Annotated in this window: 14 protein-coding genes and 1 pseudogene; 8 read left to right on the plus strand and 7 right to left on the minus strand. The window is 76.3% G+C overall.

The genetic code is table 11. The features are described 5' to 3' along the window. Window positions 1-150: 150 nt before the first annotated feature. Together MW084_RS23895 and MW084_RS23900 are read right to left on the minus strand one after the other, a co-directional pair. Entirely contained in the window at window positions 151-564 is a 414-nt protein-coding gene (locus MW084_RS23895; protein WP_010472122.1) for a DUF4190 domain-containing protein, read from the minus strand. Between the two features lie 428 nt (window positions 565-992). After that, window positions 993-1,346, minus strand: coding sequence for an ArsR/SmtB family transcription factor (locus tag MW084_RS23900; RefSeq protein WP_010472125.1), 354 nt, complete (start codon window positions 1,344-1,346; stop codon window positions 993-995). Window positions 1,347-1,459: 113 nt separating this feature from the next. On the opposite strand from MW084_RS23900, the gene MW084_RS23905 reads away from it, so the two are divergent. Then, the gene (locus tag MW084_RS23905; protein ID WP_010472127.1) at window positions 1,460-2,560 is read left to right on the plus strand and encodes an alkene reductase; all 1,101 of its coding nucleotides are present in this window, start codon (window positions 1,460-1,462) and stop codon (window positions 2,558-2,560) included. A gap of 458 nt (window positions 2,561-3,018) precedes the next feature. Here MW084_RS23905 and MW084_RS23910 read toward each other — a convergent pair whose 3' ends face one another. Further along, window positions 3,019-3,591, minus strand: coding sequence for a hypothetical protein (locus MW084_RS23910; protein ID WP_010472128.1), 573 nt, complete (start codon window positions 3,589-3,591; stop codon window positions 3,019-3,021). A gap of 232 nt (window positions 3,592-3,823) precedes the next feature. Here MW084_RS23910 and MW084_RS23915 point away from each other — a divergent pair, with 232 nt between their 5' ends. The 4 genes from MW084_RS23915 to MW084_RS23930 all read left to right on the plus strand — a co-directional run bounded on the left by MW084_RS23915 (window position 3,824) and on the right by MW084_RS23930 (window position 7,604). Continuing rightward, window positions 3,824-4,654: a M55 family metallopeptidase gene (locus MW084_RS23915; RefSeq protein ID WP_010472130.1), complete on the plus strand. Its 831-nt coding sequence runs from the start codon at window positions 3,824-3,826 to the stop codon at window positions 4,652-4,654. A gap of 128 nt (window positions 4,655-4,782) precedes the next feature. After that, the gene (locus tag MW084_RS23920; protein WP_010472131.1) at window positions 4,783-5,235 is read left to right on the plus strand and encodes a GNAT family N-acetyltransferase; all 453 of its coding nucleotides are present in this window, start codon (window positions 4,783-4,785) and stop codon (window positions 5,233-5,235) included. Window positions 5,236-5,877: 642 nt separating this feature from the next. Beyond that, the gene (locus MW084_RS23925) at window positions 5,878-6,933 is read left to right on the plus strand and encodes a GlxA family transcriptional regulator (RefSeq protein WP_010472132.1); all 1,056 of its coding nucleotides are present in this window, start codon (window positions 5,878-5,880) and stop codon (window positions 6,931-6,933) included. A gap of 77 nt (window positions 6,934-7,010) precedes the next feature. Then, window positions 7,011-7,604 (plus strand): HD domain-containing protein, encoded by a 594-nt coding sequence (locus MW084_RS23930; protein ID WP_010472133.1) that lies wholly within the window; start codon window positions 7,011-7,013, stop codon window positions 7,602-7,604. A gap of 301 nt (window positions 7,605-7,905) precedes the next feature. On the opposite strand, the gene MW084_RS23935 is transcribed toward MW084_RS23930, so the two are convergent. Next, window positions 7,906-9,261: a polysaccharide lyase 6 family protein gene (locus MW084_RS23935; protein ID WP_010472134.1), complete on the minus strand. Its 1,356-nt coding sequence runs from the start codon at window positions 9,259-9,261 to the stop codon at window positions 7,906-7,908. A gap of 1,009 nt (window positions 9,262-10,270) precedes the next feature. Between MW084_RS23935 and MW084_RS23940 the strand changes: the two genes are divergently transcribed. The 3 genes from MW084_RS23940 (at window position 10,271) to MW084_RS23950 (ending at window position 13,536) form a co-directional block, all read left to right on the plus strand. Beyond that, complete coding sequence (locus tag MW084_RS23940; protein ID WP_010472135.1) at window positions 10,271-11,698, plus strand: N,N-dimethylformamidase beta subunit family domain-containing protein; 1,428 nt, start codon at window positions 10,271-10,273, stop codon at window positions 11,696-11,698. A 490-nt stretch (window positions 11,699-12,188) separates the two neighbouring features. Beyond that, entirely contained in the window at window positions 12,189-12,431 is a 243-nt protein-coding gene (locus MW084_RS23945) for a hypothetical protein (RefSeq protein WP_010472136.1), read from the plus strand. A gap of 25 nt (window positions 12,432-12,456) precedes the next feature. After that, on the plus strand, window positions 12,457-13,536 hold the full coding sequence (locus MW084_RS23950) for a response regulator (RefSeq protein ID WP_029553616.1): 1,080 nt from the start codon (window positions 12,457-12,459) through the stop codon (window positions 13,534-13,536). Between the two features lie 233 nt (window positions 13,537-13,769). Here the strand turns inward: MW084_RS23950 and MW084_RS23955 are convergent, their stop codons facing one another. The 3 genes and pseudogenes from MW084_RS23955 to MW084_RS23965 form a co-directional block, all read right to left on the minus strand. Continuing rightward, on the minus strand, window positions 13,770-14,300 hold the full coding sequence (locus tag MW084_RS23955; protein WP_010472140.1) for a DUF1648 domain-containing protein: 531 nt from the start codon (window positions 14,298-14,300) through the stop codon (window positions 13,770-13,772). A gap of 200 nt (window positions 14,301-14,500) precedes the next feature. Continuing rightward, on the minus strand, window positions 14,501-16,278 hold a 1,778-nt coding region (locus tag MW084_RS23960; RefSeq protein ID WP_338057704.1), incomplete at its 5' end, for a thiopeptide-type bacteriocin biosynthesis protein. A 2-nt stretch (window positions 16,279-16,280) separates the two neighbouring features. Continuing rightward, a pseudogene (locus MW084_RS23965) lies at window positions 16,281-18,187 on the minus strand (TOMM precursor leader peptide-binding protein); the annotation flags it as partial. Window positions 18,188-19,282: the final 1,095 nt, after the last annotated feature.

Here is a 19,282-nt window from a genome sequence, read left to right on the forward strand (position 1 = left end):
GAGAGGGGCCGCACCCCGCCTCCGGCTGCCGGACCCGGCTCCCCGCCGCCCGGGCGGGAGGNNGNGNCCGGNCGNCGGGCGCGCCGCCGANNCCGTCCGCCCTCCCCGTACGGGTGGCCCCGACGGGGAGGGCGGGGTGCCCGGAGGGCGTCAGTCGTCCACTTCCTGGTCGAAGTCGTCCTTGCACGCGTCGCGTTCGCCCTGCGTCTCGGCGTGCTCGATGCACTCGCTGAAGTTCCTGAACTCCTTCGAGTCGAAAGCGGACGCACCGAGCACGACGATCACGACGGACGCGATCAGGCCCAGGGCGCCGAGTACCGCACCGGCGACCGCCATCCCGCCGTGCGGTGCACGGCCCCCGCGTGCCGCACGCGCGCCCGCGACGCCGAGCACCACCGCCGCCAGACCCAGCACCACGCCGCCGAAGACGGTCCAGAAGAGGAGGAGCGCCGCGACGCCGAGGACGAGCGCGGCGATCGCCAGGCTGTTGCCCCGTTTCCCGCCCGCGTCCGGGAGCGGTCGTGCGTGGTCGCCGGGGGTCCGGGGGTGGTTGGAGGAGGACATGTGATCACACTCGTCTCTGTTCCGTCCCAACAGGCTTTCGTACGGCCCCCCTTGTGCCCCGGCGCCGACGGCGTATGTCCGCCCCGCGCGGCCGGGAGGCGGGGTGGGGCGCGGACGCGCGGTGACCCGCGGGCGCCCGGCGCGCATCCCGCCGCGCACCGTCATCCACGTCCGAGCCGTGTCGCGTCCCGCCGCCCGTGTCGCGTCCGTACCCTCCGGACCGTCCGTACCGCTCGCGTCCGCTCGCGCCCGGTACCCCGCACTCCGCGCCCCGTGTTCCGCACCCCGCACCCCGTACTTCGGGTCCCGTCCGGACCCGTGCCTGCCCCGCCGCGTGGAGCCGCGGGCCCGGCAGGGGCGGTTCCGGAGAGGTGCGCCCACCTCGGGGCCCGGGAGAGGCGCGGACGCCGTCTGCCCGGCCCGGGGCGTCAGGTGTTTCCGGCGCCCGGGGAGGGGATCGCGCGGCCGGCGCCCTCCCTGACCACCAGATCGATCAGCCCGGGGAAGCGGCGGTCGAGCTCCTCCTTGCGGAGGGTGTTGATGCGGCGGGTGCCGATGTCCTGCTGCCGGATCAGACCGGCCTCGCGCAGGACGCGGAAGTGGCGGGTCAGGGCCGACTTGGCGAGGTCCTGGCGGAAGCCGCTGCAGGCCAGGCCGGGGGAGGAGGCGAGGGTCACCACGATCCCGAGCCGGACCGGGTCGGCCAGCGCGCTCATGATCCTGAACAGATCGAGGTCTTCCTCGTCGGGGTGGACGAGCGGGGTGGAGGTGCGGCTGGCCATGCGGCAAGCGTACCGCCCGGACCGCTCATGTTCGCGGCAGCGCGTACATGGGGTAGGGTCGGGAGGAAGGGGCCCGCACTCCCGTCCACTTTCCCGCCGAAGGAACCACGCCTGTGACCGCTTCATCGACCTCGCTCGGTTCTTCCCTCTTCACGCCGGTCTCCCTCGGGGACCTGGAACTCGCCAACCGCGTCGTCATGGCACCGCTGACCAGGATGCGCTCCGGTTCCTCGGGCGTTCCGGGCGAGCTGGTGGCCGAGCACTACCGGCAGCGGGCGAGCGCCGGGCTGATCGTCACCGAGGGCGTCTACACGAGCCGCGGGGCGCAGGTCTTCCCCGGCCAGCCGGGGATCGTCACCGACGAGCAGGCGGCCGGCTGGCGGCGGGTGGCCGAGGCGGTGCACGCCCGCGGCGGCCGCATCGTAATGCAGATCATGCACGGCGGCCGTACGATCCGCCCCGGCAACAACGGCGGCCGGCGGATCGTCGCCCCCAGCGCCGTCGCGATCGAGGGCGACCGCACGCGCGAGGGCGGGCAGCCCCACGCGGTGCCGCACGCGCTGGCCGCCGACGAGGCCCGGGAGGTCGTCGAGGAGTTCGTCACCGCGGCCCGCCGGGCGGTCGAAGCGGGACTGGACGGCGTGGAGGTCCACGGCGCCAACGGCTACCTGCTGCACCAGTTCCTCTCCCCGGCGGCCAACCGGCGCACCGACGAGTACGGCGGCTCGCCGGAGAACCGGGCCCGCTTCGTCGCCGAGGTGACGACGGCGGTGGCGAAGGCCGTGGGAGCCGGCCGGGTCGGACTGCGGATCTCGCCGGAACACAACATCCAGGGCGCCCACGAGACCGACCGGGACGACGTCCTGGCCACCTACGGCGCCCTGCTCGGCCGCCTGCGGCCCCTGGGCCTGGCCTACCTCTCCGTGCTGCACGCCGAGCCCGACGGCGAGCTGGTCCGGGAACTGCGCCGGCGCTTCGGCGGCAAACTGGTCGTCAACAGCGGCTTCGCCTCACCGACCACGCGCGAGGAGGCGGTGCGGCTGATCGACGCCGCACACGCCGACGCCGTGGCCGTGGGCCGGGCGCTCATCGCCAACCCCGACCTGGTCGAGCGCTGGCAGGGGGGCCACCCGGAGAACGAGCCGCGACCCGCGCTGTTCTACACCCCGGGCGCCGAGGGCTACACCGACTACCCGTTCCTCCCGGCGGACTGAGCCCCGGCACCGCGCCCCGCGCTCCGACGGACGGCCCCGCGCCCGGGGCCACGGCGGGCGGACCGCACCGGGACCGGCACCCGCGCGGACCGGCAGGCCGACGGTCCTCTTCGCGCCCCGTACGGCACGGGCCGTCCCCGCCTCGCGGGGCACGGACCGCCGCCCGGCGGTGTGCGGGACTCCGCCCCCGACGTCCCGGGCGCGCGACGGCAGGACCCCCGACCGGCCCTCGAACGGGGCGCACCCCGACGGGGCCGCCGGACCGCCGCGGACCGGCGCCGGTTGCCCGACGGGGCCGCGCAAACGCCGCTTCGCGACTTCCCGCCGGACCGCCGCGGCCCGCGAGGGCCCGCCGGGCGCGGGGCCGGAACCGGCGCCCGGGGAGAGGGCCGCGTGCCCGGTGCTCCCCGGCCGCCGGGGCGCGCACCCGGCTCCTCCCCACCGCGCCCGGCGGGGGCTCAGCCGCCTCCGCCGAGGACGGGCACCAGCGGGTCCCGGTCGGCGAACAGCCCGTTGACGCCGCGCGCGGCGGCCTCGTCGAGGAAGTACAGGTTCACGATCTGGCCGCCTTCCCTGGTCCAGAAGCGCCGCCCGTCCCGTTCCAGATCGTCCATCAGGTACGAGACCACCATCATGTCCGCCCAGTCGTCGTGCACTTCGGCGCTCCACCGCCGCACCCGGCCGTCGACCGCGTACTCGATCCACGCCTCCTCCGCCTCAAGGTCCACGTGGTCCCGCACATCGGTGAAGGCGTCGGGCCGGCCGGCTATCCGGCACAGCTGGCGGGCGATCCCGGCGTACGCGCCAGGGCCGTGGACGCACTCGGCGTCGAGGTTCCACGCGCGGTCGCAGAACCACCGCCCCCAGGGCTCCTCCTCCACCTCGGCGCCCAGGACGGACAGCAGGACTTCGTACGGCCTGCGCTCGAACACGTCGCGGGGCAGGGAGTGCAGCAGGTCGTCGACGGTCCTGCCGGTGGCGAGGGGCAGCCCGAGCTCCGCGAGCCGGGAGATCTGCGTTTCGAGTTTCACAGCGGCCGATCGTAACGGCCGCCACCGACACCGCCGCTGACGCCGGCACCGCCACCGCCACCGCCACCACCTCCGCCGGTGCCCGGCCCCGGCCCCGGCGCCGGGTACCCGTGCCGCCTGCGCCGCCGGTGCCGGGTCCGGCCGGCCCGTACGGGCGGCAGCAGCAGGGGGCCGGGCACCGGCGCCGGCCCTCGACAACCCCGGGCCGCCGGCCGGCGTATAGGCTCCCCGGATGACGAAGGTACTGATCTCCGTCGACATGGAGGGGATCTCGGGGATCGTGCACCCCGCCGAGACCAACCCCGGTCACCACGACTACGAACGCGGCCGCAGGTCGGCGACGGCCGAGGCGAACAGCGTGATCGCCGGCGTCCTGGACGCCGAACCCGGCGCCGAGGTGTGGGTCGCCGACGCGCACGGGCCGTTTCGCAACCTCCTGCCCGAGGAACTCGACCGGCGGGCGCGCCTGGTCCGCGGCAAACCGCGTCCGCTGGGCATGCTCGGCGGACTCGGCGAGGACACCGACGCGGTGCTGCTCGTCGGCTACCACGCCCGCGCCGGCCGGGGTCCGGCCGTACTGGCGCACACCATGAACGACGGGATCCTCGACGTGCGCGTGGCCGGGCGCCCCCTGGGCGAGATCGGCCTCAACACCGCCATGGCCGGGCACTTGGGAGTGCCGGTGGTGCTGCTCAGCGGCGACGACGGCGCCTGCGCCGAACTGGACGCCCTGAGCCCCCCGGCGGTCACCGTCCCGGTCAAGCAGGCACTCGGCCAGGGCGCCGCCGTCGCCCTCCACCCCGAGGAGGCGAGGGAACGGCTGCGCCGCGCGGCCGCCGAAGCCGTCGCGCGGCGCGCACAGGTCCCGCCGCTGGTCCTCGCCGGACCGCTCGGGGTCGAGGTCGACCTCTCCGCGCCGTTCATGGTCGACCTGGCGACGCTCGTACCGGGCGTCTCGCGCGCCGAGGGCGGCCGGACGGTCGCTTTCACCGCGTCCGACTTCGCCGAGGCCTACCGGCTGGTCCTGCTGCTCGCCCAACTCGCCACCGTCACACCGGCCTGACGCCCCGCCCGGACGCCCCGCCCGCCCGGACCGACCCCGGCGGGCGGACACGGGCGCGCCCGCACCGCCGGTGTCCGGAAACGGTCATGTAAGACCCGGCCAAGGAGTTCGCCCCTATACTCTGGGGGATGCAGCCGATGAGAGTCACACGCGCCGCCGAGCAGGACGCGGAACTCCTGACCGCTCTGGTCCGGGGGTCCGGCGCCTACCGGGGGCGGTACGCCTCGATCGTTTCCGACTACCGGGTCACCGCCGACTACGTCCGCCGGCACAGGGTCTTCACGGCCGTCGAGCCGGGCGGGCGGGTGCTGGGCTTCTACGCCCTGGTGCTGGACCCTCCGGAGCTGGACCTGATGTTCGTGGCGGACGCCGCCCAGGGGACGGGCGTGGGTCGCCTCCTGGTGGAACACATGCTCGGGCAGGCCCGGGAAGCCGGGCTGACCGGTGTGCGCGTCGTCTCGCACCCCCCGGCCGAGGGGTTCTACCGCCGCCTGGGAGCCGAGCGGGTGGGCACGGTCGCTCCTGCGCCGCCGAAGGTCGGCTGGGAACGACCGGAACTGCGGTTCGCCGTGAACCGGTGAGGCACGTCCGGGGCCGCGGGGCGCCGTCACCGCGCTCCGCCCCTCGCCGTACGAGGCGATCCCGTGCTGTGCGACGACCCGCCGGACCGCCGGCTCGGCTGCCCGGCCGTTTCACCCCGTCGGGCCGGCGACGGGCCCACCCGGGCCGGACTGCCGTGTCCGGCGGGGCCGCCGCCCGGGTCGCCCGGTGGGGCGGTCTCGTCGCGGGTGGCCGTCCCATCGGGTGCGGACGGTGCCGGCGCAGTCCTCGGCGCTCCGGTCGCACGCGCGGTACCCGCCCTTCCGCATCGCGGCCCGCCCGTGGCCGCGCCCGCCCTCCGAGGGTGCTTCCCGCCCGGCGGCACCGGGCCCGTCCTCCACGCCGCGGCGGTCGACGGCCTCCGGGGCCGTCCGCCGTTCCCGGCTCCGGCCGTCCTCCGCACGCTTCCCCGGAACCCGCCAAGCGCCCTCCTCCGCTCGCTTCCCCGGGATCCGCCAAGCGCCCTCCTCCGCTCGCTTCCCCGGGATCCGCCAAGCGCCCTCCTCCGCTCGGGGCGCCTCCTCACCGGGCCGGGAACGCGGGGGAGTGCGGCGGCCCGCATGGCCGTATGTGACAGAAACCGGTCATTGCGGCCATGGTGACGGCCGGGAAATCATGGCGGCATGCCCGCACCCCGCAGAGTCGTCGTCGCCGCCTTCCCCGGCGTGGACCTCCTGGACGTCACCGGTCCGGCCGAGGTGTTCTCGGTGGCCTCGGACATGACGGGGGAGGACCGCCCCGGGTACCGGGTGCAGATCGCGGCGGCCCGGGCCGGTGAAGTGCCCACCTCCAGCGGGGTCCGGCTGGTGGCCGACGTGGCGCTGGAAGAGGTCCGCGGGCAGGTGGACACCCTGCTCGTGCCGGGAGCGATCGACCTGGCGGACGGAGGTGTCGAGCCGGTGGTCGACCCCGTCGTCGTCGAGTGGCTGCGCGCGGCGGCCCCCCGCGCCCGCCGGACGGCCTCCGTCTGTGCGGGCGCGCACGTGCTGGCCGCGGCGGGGCTCCTCGACGGGCTGCCCGCCACCACCCACTGGCTCACCGCCGAGCGGCTCGCCGCCGACCACCCGCGGATCGCCGTCGACCCCGATCCGATCTTCATCCGGGCCGGGCGGGTGTGGACGTGCGCCGGCATGACGTCGGGGATGGACATGGCCCTGGCCATGGTCGCCGACGACCACGGGCAGGCCCTGGCGCTCACCACCGCCCGCGCGATGGTCATGTACGTGAAACGCCCCGGCGGGCAGAGCCAGTTTAGCGTGCCGCTCTCGGTCCAGACGCCCTCGGGCGACCGGATCGACGAGCTGCGCCGGTGGATCGCCGACCACCTCACCGAGGAACTGCCGGTGGAGGTGCTCGCCGAGCGGGCGCACCTGAGCGTGCGCCACCTTGCCCGGCTGTTCCGGCAGCGCACCGGCAGCACACCCGCCTCCTACGTCGAGGCCCTCAGGGTGGAAGCCGCGCGCCGCCTCCTGGAGGAGACCGACCACGCCCTGCCCGAGGTGGCCGCCGCCAGCGGCCTGGGCTCCGTGGCGACCCTGCACCGGGCCTTCCGGCGCCGCCTCGTCACCACTCCGGCCGAGTACCGGCGCCGCTTCCGCTCCCCGCTCGCCGCCGGCCCCGCCGGCGAACCCCCCGCCGGCCCGGCTTCCGTGCCGGACCCTCCATCCACCACACCCTGACCCACCACACCCTGACCCACCACACCCTGACCCACCACACCCTGACCCACCACACCTTGACCCACCAGGAGAGCCCCGTGCCGTTGTCCCCGTTCCCCGACTCGCCCCTCGCCCGCGCGGCCGACCGGATGCTGCACGCCGCGAGCCCGCCGACACTGGTGGCCCACTGCCACCGCACCTACCGGTTCGGTTCGGCCCTCCTCGAACGGCAGCGGCGGCAGTTCGACGCCGAAGCGCTGTTCATCGCCTCCGCCCTGCACGACCTGGCCCTCACCGAGACGTACGACGACCCCCTGACGCCGTTCGAGGTGCACGGGGCCTCGCTGGCCGAACAGGAGCTGCGCGCCCGCGGCGCCCGGCCCGACCTCGTCGAACTGGTCCGGGACGCCATCACCCTGCACATGGAGATCACCACCGCCGGCGACCCCCGGCCGGAGGTGGCCGCGGTCCACCTGGGCGCCGCGGCGGACATCATGGGGGTGCGCCTGGACAAACTGCCGCCCGCCCTCGTCGCCGAGGTGCTCGAAGCCCACCCCCGGCAGGGGTTCACCGTCTTCGTGACCGAGGCGGTACGCCGCCAGACGGCCGCCAAGCCGGACTCGCGCATCGCGCAACTGGTACGACACGACGGTTTCCTGGAACTGGTCGCCGCCGCACCGTTCGAGGACTGAGCACGCCGGCGGCATCCGACGGTACCCGGAGACCCCGGACGGGCCCTGGGTTCAAGGGCACCGCCGCACGCGCCGGGACCTGTCGTGCCCGCCGCCGGTCCGCCCGCACCGCCCTCCGGCGGTACGCCCTCCCCGCACGCCCCTCACCGACCCGGANCCCCGTGCCCGGCCTCCCGGCCCGCCCGCGGCGGAGCCGCCGAGGGCGGCGGGGGCCCGGCCGGGCGGCCACCGCGGGACGCCGGGACCGCGGGTGCCGTACGGCGGCACCGGCCCGCCGGACGGATCCGGCGGGCCGGGGACCCTACTTCGAGGAGGGTCCCACCTCGTCCGTCGTCAGCGGCGCCCGCGTGACGGTGGGCGTCGCCTCGAACTGCTCCGCTCCGGCGTTCCCGGCCTCCGGCCGGGGGCGCCCGTTGATGTCGGTCCTCGCCTGCGGGAAGGAGTCCGGCACCCGTGCGAGGCCCGGGACCTTCAGGGACGCGGAGGTGAGCCGCAGCACCCCCGTGCCGTCCGCCTTCAGCCGCGGGTCGGCCTGCACGCCGCCGGAGGCGGGGAGGTCGCCCCGCGACTCGGTGACGACGTTGCCCCGCCAGGTGAAGTCCTTGGCCGCGGGCACCTGCACGGCCTTGCCGTCGGAGACCAGGATGTTGCCGGCCACCGTCACCGACGACGGCGGCACGTCCCCGCTCTTGACCCGCAGCGCCGCCTGGCCGCCGGTGGCGACCACGGTGTTGTGGACCACCAGCGCCCTGCGGGCCGGGCGGTGCTCCCCTCCGCGGTCCCCGGGGCCGATGACCAGCTGGCCTTCGCCCTGGAGGTGGTTGTTGAACACCTCGTGGTCGTCGCCGTAGATCCGGATGCCCGCCGTGCCGAGCAGGAAGTTGCCGCTGACCGTGCTGTTGTCGCCGGAGCGCAGCACGATCGACCCGCGGGTGCCGCCGGTGATCGTGTTGTTCCGCACGACGTTGCCGGAGCACTTCACGGAGACCACCTCGTCGTCGCCGGACGCCGCGAGGAACAGGTTGCCCTCGATCACCGCGTTGGCGACCGCCGGCCCCTTCACCCCGTAGCCCAGCCGGATGGCCTCGCCGCCGTTGCTCCCGCCGAACCGGTGCTCGTGGAAGAGGTTGCGGTCCACCCGCACCCGGCGTGCCACGGTGTCCCCCGGTCCGTCGATCTGGAGGAAGACGCCCTGGGACGACTTGTTCCGGAAGGCGTTGCGGTCCACGCGGGTGTCGTCGGCGGCCACGAACAGCCAGGTGTTCTTGTCGCCGGACTCGTCGAACTCGAAGAGGTTCCGGGTGATCCTGATGTGCCGGGCGGTGTTCGCCACCGTCAGCATGGTGCGCTGCCGGAACTGGAAGCCCTGGATCACCAGGTGCTCGGCGCGGCCGAAGGCGAAGCTCGCGGCCCCGTCGAAGACGGCCCCGCCGCGGCGGGCCGAGGCGATGGTGATCGGCGCCTCCTTCGTGCCGGCGGCCTGGAGCACCACCGGCTTGCCCCAGTCGTAGTTCCCCGGAGCCAGCTCGACGCGGTCCCCGGGCGCGGCCTTGCCCAGTGCCTTCAGCAGTGCCTCGGCGCTGTCCACCGTGACGGTCCGGCCGGCGGCCGCCGCGGCCGAGGTGCCGCCGTCGTCAGCGGATGAGGTCGTGGTCATCGAATGTCCCCCTGCGGTCTGTGTTCCCCGCCCGCCGCGCGAGCGGGATGACGCGGCGCGGCGCGAACACCACGCGCCGCCTGTGCGGTCTGCGAGTCTTCCTGGTCCTGCCGGTGGCCCGCCGACGTGCCGGTCACCGTCCGTTCGCACCTGGAGTGTAAGCGGCCCGCGGACACGCGGACGCATCCGGGGCCGCCGGTCAACTGCGTTCACCGGTCGCCCTGTTGACGGTGGGGTCCGGGGCCGTATCCACCGGATGTCGAACCGGATCGACGGGGACGCCGGCAAGGCCCTCGACGGTATGTGCCAGTACGTGGTCGACGACCCGGCGACCGGGACGCCGCCCCGGTCGTGGACGGCATCGGCTCCCCGAGGAAGGGGGTGCGGCCGGTGGGGTGTGGCGGCAGCACTACGGCATCGCCGACCGGGCGGGGAACCGCCCCTCCTGATCCCGCACAACGGCCCGTCGATGGAGTCCCGGCACCTGACCGATCCCGCCCCGGCCGACGAGGCGGCCGTGGGCCGTCCGATTCGCTTCACGGTCACCTGCCGGAAAGGCGGTACCGAATCGCCGGCCGGGCCACGGAGAGCCCCCTGCCCCGGCGGCCCGCAGACCCGCCACGCCTCGAACGAGGACTTCACGGATCTCCGGTCGGCGGGTCCGGCGTGATTCCGAGGTGCTCGCTGGTGCCCGTTCGGGATGCGCCCGGCCGGAGTCACGGCGCGGCTTTCGTGAATGCCGCACCCCCACGGCATGTGTGTGCTTCTTCACAGGAAGCGCTCATGCCCGTCACCACAGCGTGGCCGAACTTACACTCGGTCAACGGCCTTTCGTGCGGGACCCCTACGGAGCGCACAGGGCGGACGCCCCCTGAGTCACGTTCGTCGGAGGTCCCCCATGTCCCCTGTCTCGCGTCGTGCCGCCCTCGGGGCGTTCGGTGCCGTCGGTCTCGGCGCGACCGCACTGACCGGGTGTCAGACGGGCGTGCGGTCCGAAGGACCGCCGCCGGTGCGGCGGACACCGCGGACCGGGGACAACCCGGTGGTGCGCGAGAACGGGCTCTCCGGATCCCGGGAGTGGGAGATGCGCGCGGCCGGCATACGCCCGGCCAACGACAGGGACGGCCAGATACAGGGCTACGCCTCCGCCACCTCCGTCGGCCCCGGCGAGTCCGTCGACTTCCACGTCTCCGTCCGCGGCTCCGACCACTTCACCGTGGCCGTCCACCGCCTCGGCCACTACGGCGGCGCCGGCGCCCGCCGCCTCGTGACCAGCCCCCGCCTCCGCGGAACCGCGCGGCCGATCCCCGCCGAGAAGCCCGGCTCGCGCCTGCTCGACTGCGCATGGCCCGTCTCCTGGACCCTGGAGATACCCCGGACCTGGGTCTCGGGCATGTTCCTCGCCGTCTTCACCAGCGAGGACGGCCACCGCAGCTACACCCCGTTCGTCGTCCGCGACCTCGCGCGTCCCGCCGACATCCTGATGGTGGCGCCGTTCACCACGTACCAGGCGTACAATATGTGGCCCCGCGACGGCCGCACCGGCCGCAACCTGTACCGCGGTTACAAGTCCGAGGGGAAGACGGGCGGTTCCCCCGAGCGGGCCTACGAGGTCTCCTTCGACCGGCCGTACGCCAACACGGGCCTGCCCACCCTCTACGAGATGGACACCGGCTTCACGCGCTGGGCTGAGCAGTCCGGCTACGACATCACCTACGCGAGCGGCGTCGACCTCCACGAAGGCCGCATAGACCCCGCCCGGTACTCCGCGATCGTCTTCCCCGGCCACGACGAGTACTGGTCGAAGGAGATGCGCGACCACGCCGAGGCCGCCCTCGCCGCCGGTACGCACATCGCGTTCCTCGGCGCGAACAACCTCTACTTCAACACCCGCCTGGAGGCCTCCCGGCGGGGCAGGGACTGCCGCGTCGTCGCCTGCTACAAGGAGGAACCGGACCCGAACCCGGGCGAGGGCGGTCCCACGATCCGGTGGCGCAAGCTCGACGACGACCACCGCAGGGCCGAGCAGGCGTTCCTGGGGGTCCAGTACAACGGCATGCTCAAGGACCCCGTGCCGCTGGTCGTCAGCGCCGCCGATCACTGGCTTTGGAAGGGCACCGGCCTCAAGGAGGGCGACGGGATCCCGGATCTCGTCTCGATCGAGGCCGACGGCCACGACGAGGACATGCCCGCCCCGGACGACGCCGAGCAGGTCCTCCTCTCCCACTCCCCCTACCAGGACAGCATGGGCCGGGGCCTGCGCCACCAGAACACCAGCCTGTGCACCCACGCCCACGGCACCCTGCTCTTCGCCGCCGGCACCTTCGGCTGGCCGCTCGCCCTGTACGACCCCGAGCACGCGGACGAGCGCGTGCGGAAGGCGACGGCGAACCTCTTCGCCAGGATGCTCGGCCCGCGGGGTTCCTCGGCCGTGTGACCCGCGGGGTTCCCCGGCCGTGTGGCCCGCGCGGGGAGCCGGACCGGTTCCTCGCCCGTCCCCCCTCCGGGGCGCCGTCCGGCTTCCTCCGGCCGGGCATCCCGCGCGTCGGGCGGTGCGCGGCGGTTCCGGCACCGCGACCCGCCGGACCGCCCCGCCGGACCGCCCCGCCGGACCGCCTCGCCGACCGGCCCGGTCCTCCCCGGCGTACCCGACGGGGGCGTCGCGTCGCCGCCCCGCTGCGGGGGAGCGCCCACGTTGCGCGGCAACACACCGGCGGCGCACGCCCCTCCCGCCTCCGCACCTGCGCGGACGCGCCCTGCGGGACGCGTTGCCCGCGGGCAACGCCCCCCGCCCGTCACCCCATCGTGCGAGGTCACTTCGTGCAACGGGCCGGTCACACCTCATGCTGTGTGTCATCCGCTCGGCAACCGCCGTCCGGGTGACGGCGCCCCGGCGAGCGGCCGGGGCCGGAGGAACGGAGACGCGCATGGACCGCGCCCTGCTCTCGCCCAGATCGACCCTGGTGTTCCTGCTCGCGGTGCTCGCCGGCGCCGTCGCCGCGGCGCTGTCCTGGTGGGCGGGTGAAGGCGTGCCGCGCAGCGTGCTCGCCGGACTCGCGGGCGCCGGGCTCGCCGTACCGTTCTTCAACCGGCTCATCGCGGCCGAACCGGCCGGCACCGCCGGCCGGCCGGAGGCGGCAGCGGCCGGGGAGGCGGGGGAGCGTGGGTGAGGTGCGGCCGGAGAGGCAGGGCGGCGTGGGCAGGCTGCGACCGCTGGGGCCGGACCTCCCGGAGGAGGCGCGGGCGCTCGCCCAGGCCCTGCGGGAGTTGTTCGAGGGGCTGGAGGTGTCGGTGCGGCGGTACGCGACCCGGCGGCGACGCGACCCCGGCACCCTCTCGCGCTACCTGAACGGCACCCGGCTGCCTCCCTGGCAGGTGGTCACCGACCTGCTGGCCGACCTGGCCGAACACCGCGGCACCACCGTGACCGGCGAGGCCGTGGAACTCGTGCGCGAGTTGTACGGCTCCGCCGTCCACGCCGGTTCCTCCCCGAAACACGCGGTCCGGGTGCTGGAGGAGCAACTGGCCGACGCCGACCGGATCTCCCGGCGCTCCAGCGTGAGCGGCGACATCCTGGGCGACGCGCTGCTGGACCGTACGCACCGCATTGCCGACCTGGAGGTCCGGCTGACGCAACTGGAGGTGGACTGGCAGGCCGAGCGGGCCAGGGCCGACCGGCTGGAGGCCGCGCACCCCGACGTCTCCCGGCTCCTGGAGGAACGCGACGTCCTCCAGCTGCAGGTGGCGCGGCTCGGGGAGGAACTCCAGGCGGCGCGGGAGCAGCGCGCGGCCGCGGAGGCCCGGTGCGAGCTCCTGGAACGGCAGCTCGACGCCGTGGAACGACCCGCCGCCGCCCTGGTGGCGGCCCCGGACACGGGCATGCCGAAGGTCCTGATCGTGGACGACCAGCCCGACAACCTCCTGGCGATGACCGCGGTCCTCGCCACGCTGGAGCAGGAACTCGTCACCGTCTCCTCCGGCCGGGAGGCGCTGAAGGCCCTGCTGGACCACGACGACTTCGCGGTCATCATCCTGGACGTGCAGATGCCCGAGATGGACGGCTACGAGACCGCCGCCCAGATCAAGCGCCGCCCGCGCAACCGCGACGTGCCGATCATCTTCCTCACCGCCATGGGCGCCGATCCCGAGCACACCGCCCGCGGATACGCCGCCGGTGCCGTCGACTACATCAGCAAGCCCTTCGACCCCTGGGCCCTGCGTGCCAAGGTCGCCGTCTTCACCGCCATCCACCTCGAACGCCGCGTGAGGCCGTGACCCGGCCCCGGGACGCGGCCGGGGGCGGGGCCGCCCGGACGCCGGACGCCGTGCCGGCCGGGGGTGCATGGGGCATGCGGCCGGGGCACGGCGGACACCGCCGGACGCCGGTCTCCGCACGGCGGCCACCGGGGCGCCCGAAGCAGCCGGGGCCCGGATCGCGCCCGCCTGCCCGAGCGGCCGGCGCACGGGCGGCCGGTCCCGGCACGGGGACGGCCGGGAGGGGAACGGCCTCAGCGCTTCCGGTCGGCGACGGCCGCGGCGAGGACCGCCAGGGTGCCGGCGAGGAGCGGCAGCACCATCGCCGCGAGAAGCCATCCGGGCACGTGCGGGTCCGGCGAGGAACGCCACAGCACCCCGCAGCCCGCGAGCAGGGAGACGCCGAGACAAGTGTTGAACAGCAGCAGGGCGCGGGCGACCCGGTGAGCCGAGGCCCGGCTGCCGGGCCTGTTGACCAGGGAGTGGGCCGCCCGCGCGGCGGAGAACGGCGCGGCGCCGGCCCTCGACGGCTCGTCGCGCGGCGTCACCCGCAGGGCCAGTTCCGCGCAGCCGGCCATCAGCACCGTCATCCCCGCGTACAGGAAGACCGGCAGGAAGGCGCCGCCGACCGACTTGCCCGCCCAGGCGTCCACCCCGCCGATCCCGATGTGCTCCGGTATCCGCTCCGGCAGGAGCGGGTAGCGGAACACGCCCCAGCCCGCCATCACGGCGAGCAGGACGGCGTGGGGAAGCAGCCACGGCCGGAACGGCGAGGAGAAGACCATGGGCCGATTGTCCGGCGGGAAGCCGGGGCGGGGGAGGGGGGGTTCGCGAGTTCGGCGCGATCATGGGTGTTTTCCGCCGGATCCCGCCGGATCCCGCCGGGTCGGCGCGCGGTCCGACGCACGGGCCGGGAGCCGGGCCGCCGCCCCCGCCCGCCCGGTACGCCGGGCGGGAAGGCGGGGCTCCGTTCGCGGTGGTGGCGTCAGTCCGCCGGGCGGCGGCCGAGCGGCAGCAGGTACTGCAGGGGGTGGTCCAGGTCGTCCAGCCCGAACAGCTCCTGCGCCAGGTCGTCGTGGAAACCGCCCAGCGGTGTGCCCCCCAGGCCCAGGGCGCCGGCGGCCAGCAGGAGGGTCTGGGTCAGGTGGCCGGCCTCCAGCAGCGCCAGCCGCAGGGCGCGCAGCCCGTACCGGCGGCGCAGCAGCCCCAGGTCCACGTAGACGCCCAGCAGGACCGGCGCCTCGTCGACGCCGATCCGGTCGGGGTCGTGCGGCGGGCGGGAGAAGTACGCCGACAGCGACGTGACGTCCGCGGGGGACGGCACCGGGCCCACGGGCCGCAGGGTCCGGCGCTCGGGCACGCAGTCGTACGTGGCCGCCGGGACGCCCGCCACGTCGAGGGCGAGCAGACGCACCCGGGCCGTGTAGAGGGCACCCGCGCTCGGGTAGGGGCGGTGGTCCAGCGTGCGCACGGTGCCGTCGGCGAGGCGCTGCTCCGAAGTGCCGCTGTGCGCGAGGGCGTTCCACAGCAGTGTGCCGAGCCCCCCGGCGTCCAGCGGCCCGCGGAGCGCGCCGCGCAGGGAGGTCCTGCCGCGCAGCGCGGCGCCCAGCGGCACCTCGGGCAGCGGCCCGGCCGGCAGGGGCACCTCCGGCGGGGCCGGGGCGGCCGCCACGCCCGCGGGGAGCGCCGACGGCGGCAGCGGGCGCAGCGGGGAGTCCTCGCCGAGGCCGATCCGGAACCTGCTGCGCTCCAGGTACTGCACGTCCGCCGCGCGGTGCCCCTCGGGGAAGAACGACGGCGCGTCGTCGGTGTCCAGCAGCGTCCGGGCGGCGAGCAGGCACACCGCGCGCTCCTCGTCCGGGGCGACGCCCAGGCGGTTGAACAGCATGTGCAGCTGCGACGCCCACACCCACGGCGGCACGGCGCCGGAAGCCTCCGCCCCGGCCCCGGCCCGAAGCCGACCGTCGGCCTCCCGCACGCACCGGACCCACTCCGACAGCCACGGTTCCCCGCCGCCGCCCCGCAGCGCCTCCCGCAGCCGGCGCGCCCGCTGCCGCAGCGCCGTGCGCTGGGACGCGTACACGGTGTGGACGCGGGTGTGCACCGCCGCGCCGGGGAGCAGCGCCACCTCGGTGACCCACCGCCAGCCGGAGGCGTGGCGCCGCAGCCACCTCGCCGCCGCGAGCCGGTCCATGCCCAGGGCGTACGCCGTGGCGTGGGCCAGGTCGGCCGCGATCGCGAGCCGCGCGGCGCCGCCGGACCCGGCCGGAAGCGTCCGCAGCGCCTCGACGGCCACCCGGGAGGAGACGGTGAACACCTCCTCGGCCGTGGGCAGGGCCCGCGGGCCGCCGTACCGGCCGGTCTCCGGTACGTACTCCACGGCGCGGACCTCCCCGTGCCGGGACGGCCAGGACCCGCCCGCCACCGCGGGGTGCTCCGCGGCGGCCCGCGCCAGCGCCCCGGGCAGTTCGGCGGCGGCTTCGGGGCTCAGCCCCCGCACCCGTACGCGCAGGTGGGGGCCGTCCTCGCCGTACCGGATGAAGAACCACCGGGAGGCCTGGCCGGAGGCGACCAGCCCGTCCAGACGGGGGGCGAGCCACCGGGTCAGGAAGGCGTCGGTGTCCTCGGTGCCGCAGTGCAGGAACAGGTGGTGGCTGTGCCAGGTGTCGGTCGTCGTCACGTGCGGCCCTCGTTCGGCGGGGAGGTGGACGGGGAGAGCCGGGCCGGCCGGAGGGCCGGCGCCGGGGCGGGCGGTCAGGGGAANNGGGTGCGGGTGGAGCGCCAGGTCGCGGTGGCGCAGGGGCCGGCCGGTGCGGCCGAGCCGGTGGGGGACGTGCAGGAGCCTGGGCAGCCCCCGGGTGCGGCGGTTGACGTGCCCGAAGGTCATCGGCAGGGAGCCGGGCACGACGACCTTCGCGCCGTACAGGCCGAGGCGGTCGCGCAGTCCCGGCTCGGTCTGGTCGACGGCGACGACCTCCAGGCCGGCGTCCGCCAGCCGGGCGACGAGCGAGGCGAGGAGGGCGCCCAGGTCGGCGACCGGCTCCGGCGCGCCGGGCCACACGGCGGCGACCGGCCGGGCGGGCGAGTCGCGGAACAGGAAGCCCAGGCGCGGTCCCGCCTCGGGCAGGGTGTTCACCCCCACGTGGTCGTCGAGGGTGACCACGAGGTCCGGCCGGTCCAGCATGGGGCGCAGCCGCTCGGGGTCGCGGGGCCGCCCGTCGGCCGCGGCGCGGTGCGGGGAGTCCACGACGTTGGTGACGGCTTCGACGACCGCCGACCGGATGGCCGTGCGCGGGTCGTGGTGCGCGCCCGCGGCGAGGAACATCCGGGGCGCCTGCGGACGGATGCCCTCGTAGCGGAGGACGGCCACGACCGCCGGGATCCCGAAGTCGTTGGTGGCGTCCAGGAGGAGGAGCCGGTAGCCCAGGAGCGCCGCGCGGTCGGCGAGCAGCGCGGTGTCGTGGTCGTCGGCCGGCGGCTCCACCCGGGGCAGGGGGGTGGCCCCGTACCAGGCCATCAGGAAGGCGTCGCGCTCGGCGACCTCGAACAGCCCGTAGAGCGCCGCCTCCTCCGGGCTGTTGCCGAGCCCGCAGCCGTTGGACGACTCGTAGACCACGCGCGCGCCGCGACCCGGCACGTCCCAGTACGCGACGTGCTCCGGCACGGCGACGGGCCGGCCCCGGGTGAGCGACCAGCCGTGCACCCAGTCCAGCTCCAGCGCCGGGTCGTACGGCACGGTCCGGGACGCCGGGTGGCCGTGGAAGGCGGGGTCGGGCAGCCCCAGCCGCCGCGGGTCGACCGCCCGGTCGGGCCCCAGCGCGGCGAAGGACGCGCGCAGGACGGTGCGGCGGCCGGTGGGGCGCATGCCCGTGTACCGTTCGACGCTCTCGAACAGCGCGACCCGCTCGCTGCCCTCGAAGTCGGCGGCGCGGCCGTGCCCCCCGTCGTCGAGGGGCCGCCCGTCGGTCACCAGCGCCGTCGTCAGGCAGAACGCCGAGTCCTCGGAGCGCAGCAGCCTGCGCACCGGCCCGAAGCGCTCGTCGTGCAGCGCCGCGCGTAGGTCCTCGACGCCGGTGCGGTCGTTGGCGCCGCGCAGCGCCCGCGGGTCGGCCACCGGGCGCGGGCCGGCCGGCAGGGGCTCGACCGCGTCGGCCGAGTCCTCCGGCAGGGGCCGGCAGACCGGGCAGCCGCCGACCGGGCGGACCCGGTGGGTGGACCAGGTGGCACGCCCGTGGTGCACGACGTGGACGGTGGCCGTCGCGGCCGGGCCGGGCACCTCCGAGGCCGGCGGCGCCTGTTCCAGCAGGTCGAGCGCGAGGGCCCCGACCGCTTCGCCCAGGGCGGGCGTCGGCACCCCGCCGAGCGCCAGCGCCGGGCTCCGCCACGGCACCCGGCCGCCCGCCGTGGCCAGGCGCTGCTGCTCCGAGCAGCACAGGCAGGCGGCGGCGCCCGGCCCGAGCACCGGCCCGACCACGCACAGCGCCCCGTCGAGCCGTACGGGGACCAGGGTCACCGGGTGGGCGAGCGCATGGCGGCTCAGCTCCTCGGCGAGTCCCAGCGTCCACCGGGTCAGCAGGACGACGGCCCGTCCCGCGCCGGTGGCCAGCGCGGCGTCGGGGCCGAGGACCGGCACGGGCAGCGGGCCCAGCACCGGGCACGGGTCCGATGTCATCGCCGGTCCTCTCCGGTCGCGAGCACGGTGAAGCCGAACGCGCGCAGGCGCGCGGCGAGTTCCCGCGCCCCGGGGGGCGCGGGGGCGGTGTGCCGGTCGTGCGCGCCGGTCAGGGCGCGCAGCGTGTCGTGCAGGGCCGTCTCGCGGGCGGCCAGCCGGGCCAGCCAGCCCGCGGTCCACCCCTCGTCCTCCCAGGGCGCCGGCCGGGCCCCGGCCGCCGCGAGGGGGGCCGCCGAACCGCCCGGCGCGCACAGGTCCGCGACGACGACGCCCTGGCGGGCGGCGTCGGCGGCGGCGGTGGCGGCGAGCGCGGCGNAGGCCGCCGCGTCGCCCGGGGCGGCCTCGACGGCCCACCCGAGTCCCGGNCCCGGTCCGCCGGTGTCCGCGCGCACGACGGCCCGGTACGCCTCCCGGCCCAGGCGGACCACGTCCACGCGGGCCCGGACGCCCAGCCGCTCCGTCAGCGCCGTCCACCAGTGGCGGGCCTGCGGATGGCCCCACCAGGCGGCCCGCGGGAGCACCTCGCCCGCCCGGCGGGCCGCGTCCGGGGCGGCGGCCCGGCGCAGGGCCCGCCCCCAGGCGTGGCCGGGGTCCGCCCCGACGGCGTACCCGGTGGCGGGGTCCCCGGCGGACAGGCCCAGCTCGGCCGCCCGGCAGAAGGCCTCCAGGCGGGCGAGGTCCAGGCGCGGCGCCCCGGCGACGACCGCCCCGGGACGCCGCGCCCCCGGCGGCGCCTCGCCCGGCAGGTCGCAGACGGCGAGCGGCACGGGCAGTTGCCGCAGCGCCCCGGGGGAGGGCACGGGCTCCGCGCCGATGTGCTCCGCGCCGAGCGCGGCCACCCGGCCGAGCGCCTCCGCCAGGGTGGCGGCCGGCTCCAGCGGTGTGCGGCGGTCCGCGTCGATCCGGTCGGGCCCCAGCCAGGTGCGGTACTCCGCGCGCAGCGGCCGGGCCTCGGCCACCAGCACGGCCGGCAGCCCGGGCAGCAGCCGGTGGTCGTCGCCCTCGCCGGCGGGGTCGGGCAGCCCGCCGGCCGCGCACACGAGCCGGTGCGCCGCCGCCGCGGCGAGCAGCGGGACGAAGGGGGCGGGGAGAATA

It is taken from the genome of Streptomyces sudanensis, from assembly GCF_023614315.1.
Lineage (GTDB): Bacteria > Actinomycetota > Actinomycetes > Streptomycetales > Streptomycetaceae > Streptomyces > Streptomyces sudanensis.

Bases quoted from the DNA above. Each gene is read 5' to 3' on its own strand.
- MW084_RS23895 (WP_010472122.1), bottom strand. From the start codon at position 564: ATGTCCTCCTCCAACCACCCCCGGACCCCCGGCGACCACGCACGACCG.
- MW084_RS23900 (WP_010472125.1), bottom strand. From the start codon at position 1,346: ATGGCCAGCCGCACCTCCACCCCGCTCGTCCACCCCGACGAGGAAGAC.
- MW084_RS23915 (WP_010472130.1), top strand. From the start codon at position 3,824: ATGACGAAGGTACTGATCTCCGTCGACATGGAGGGGATCTCGGGGATC.
- MW084_RS23920 (WP_010472131.1), top strand. From the start codon at position 4,783: ATGCAGCCGATGAGAGTCACACGCGCCGCCGAGCAGGACGCGGAACTC.
- MW084_RS23925 (WP_010472132.1), top strand. From the start codon at position 5,878: ATGCCCGCACCCCGCAGAGTCGTCGTCGCCGCCTTCCCCGGCGTGGAC.
- MW084_RS23935 (WP_010472134.1), bottom strand. From the start codon at position 9,261: ATGACCACGACCTCATCCGCTGACGACGGCGGCACCTCGGCCGCGGCG.
- MW084_RS23945 (WP_010472136.1), top strand. From the start codon at position 12,189: ATGGACCGCGCCCTGCTCTCGCCCAGATCGACCCTGGTGTTCCTGCTC.
- MW084_RS23955 (WP_010472140.1), bottom strand. From the start codon at position 14,300: ATGGTCTTCTCCTCGCCGTTCCGGCCGTGGCTGCTTCCCCACGCCGTC.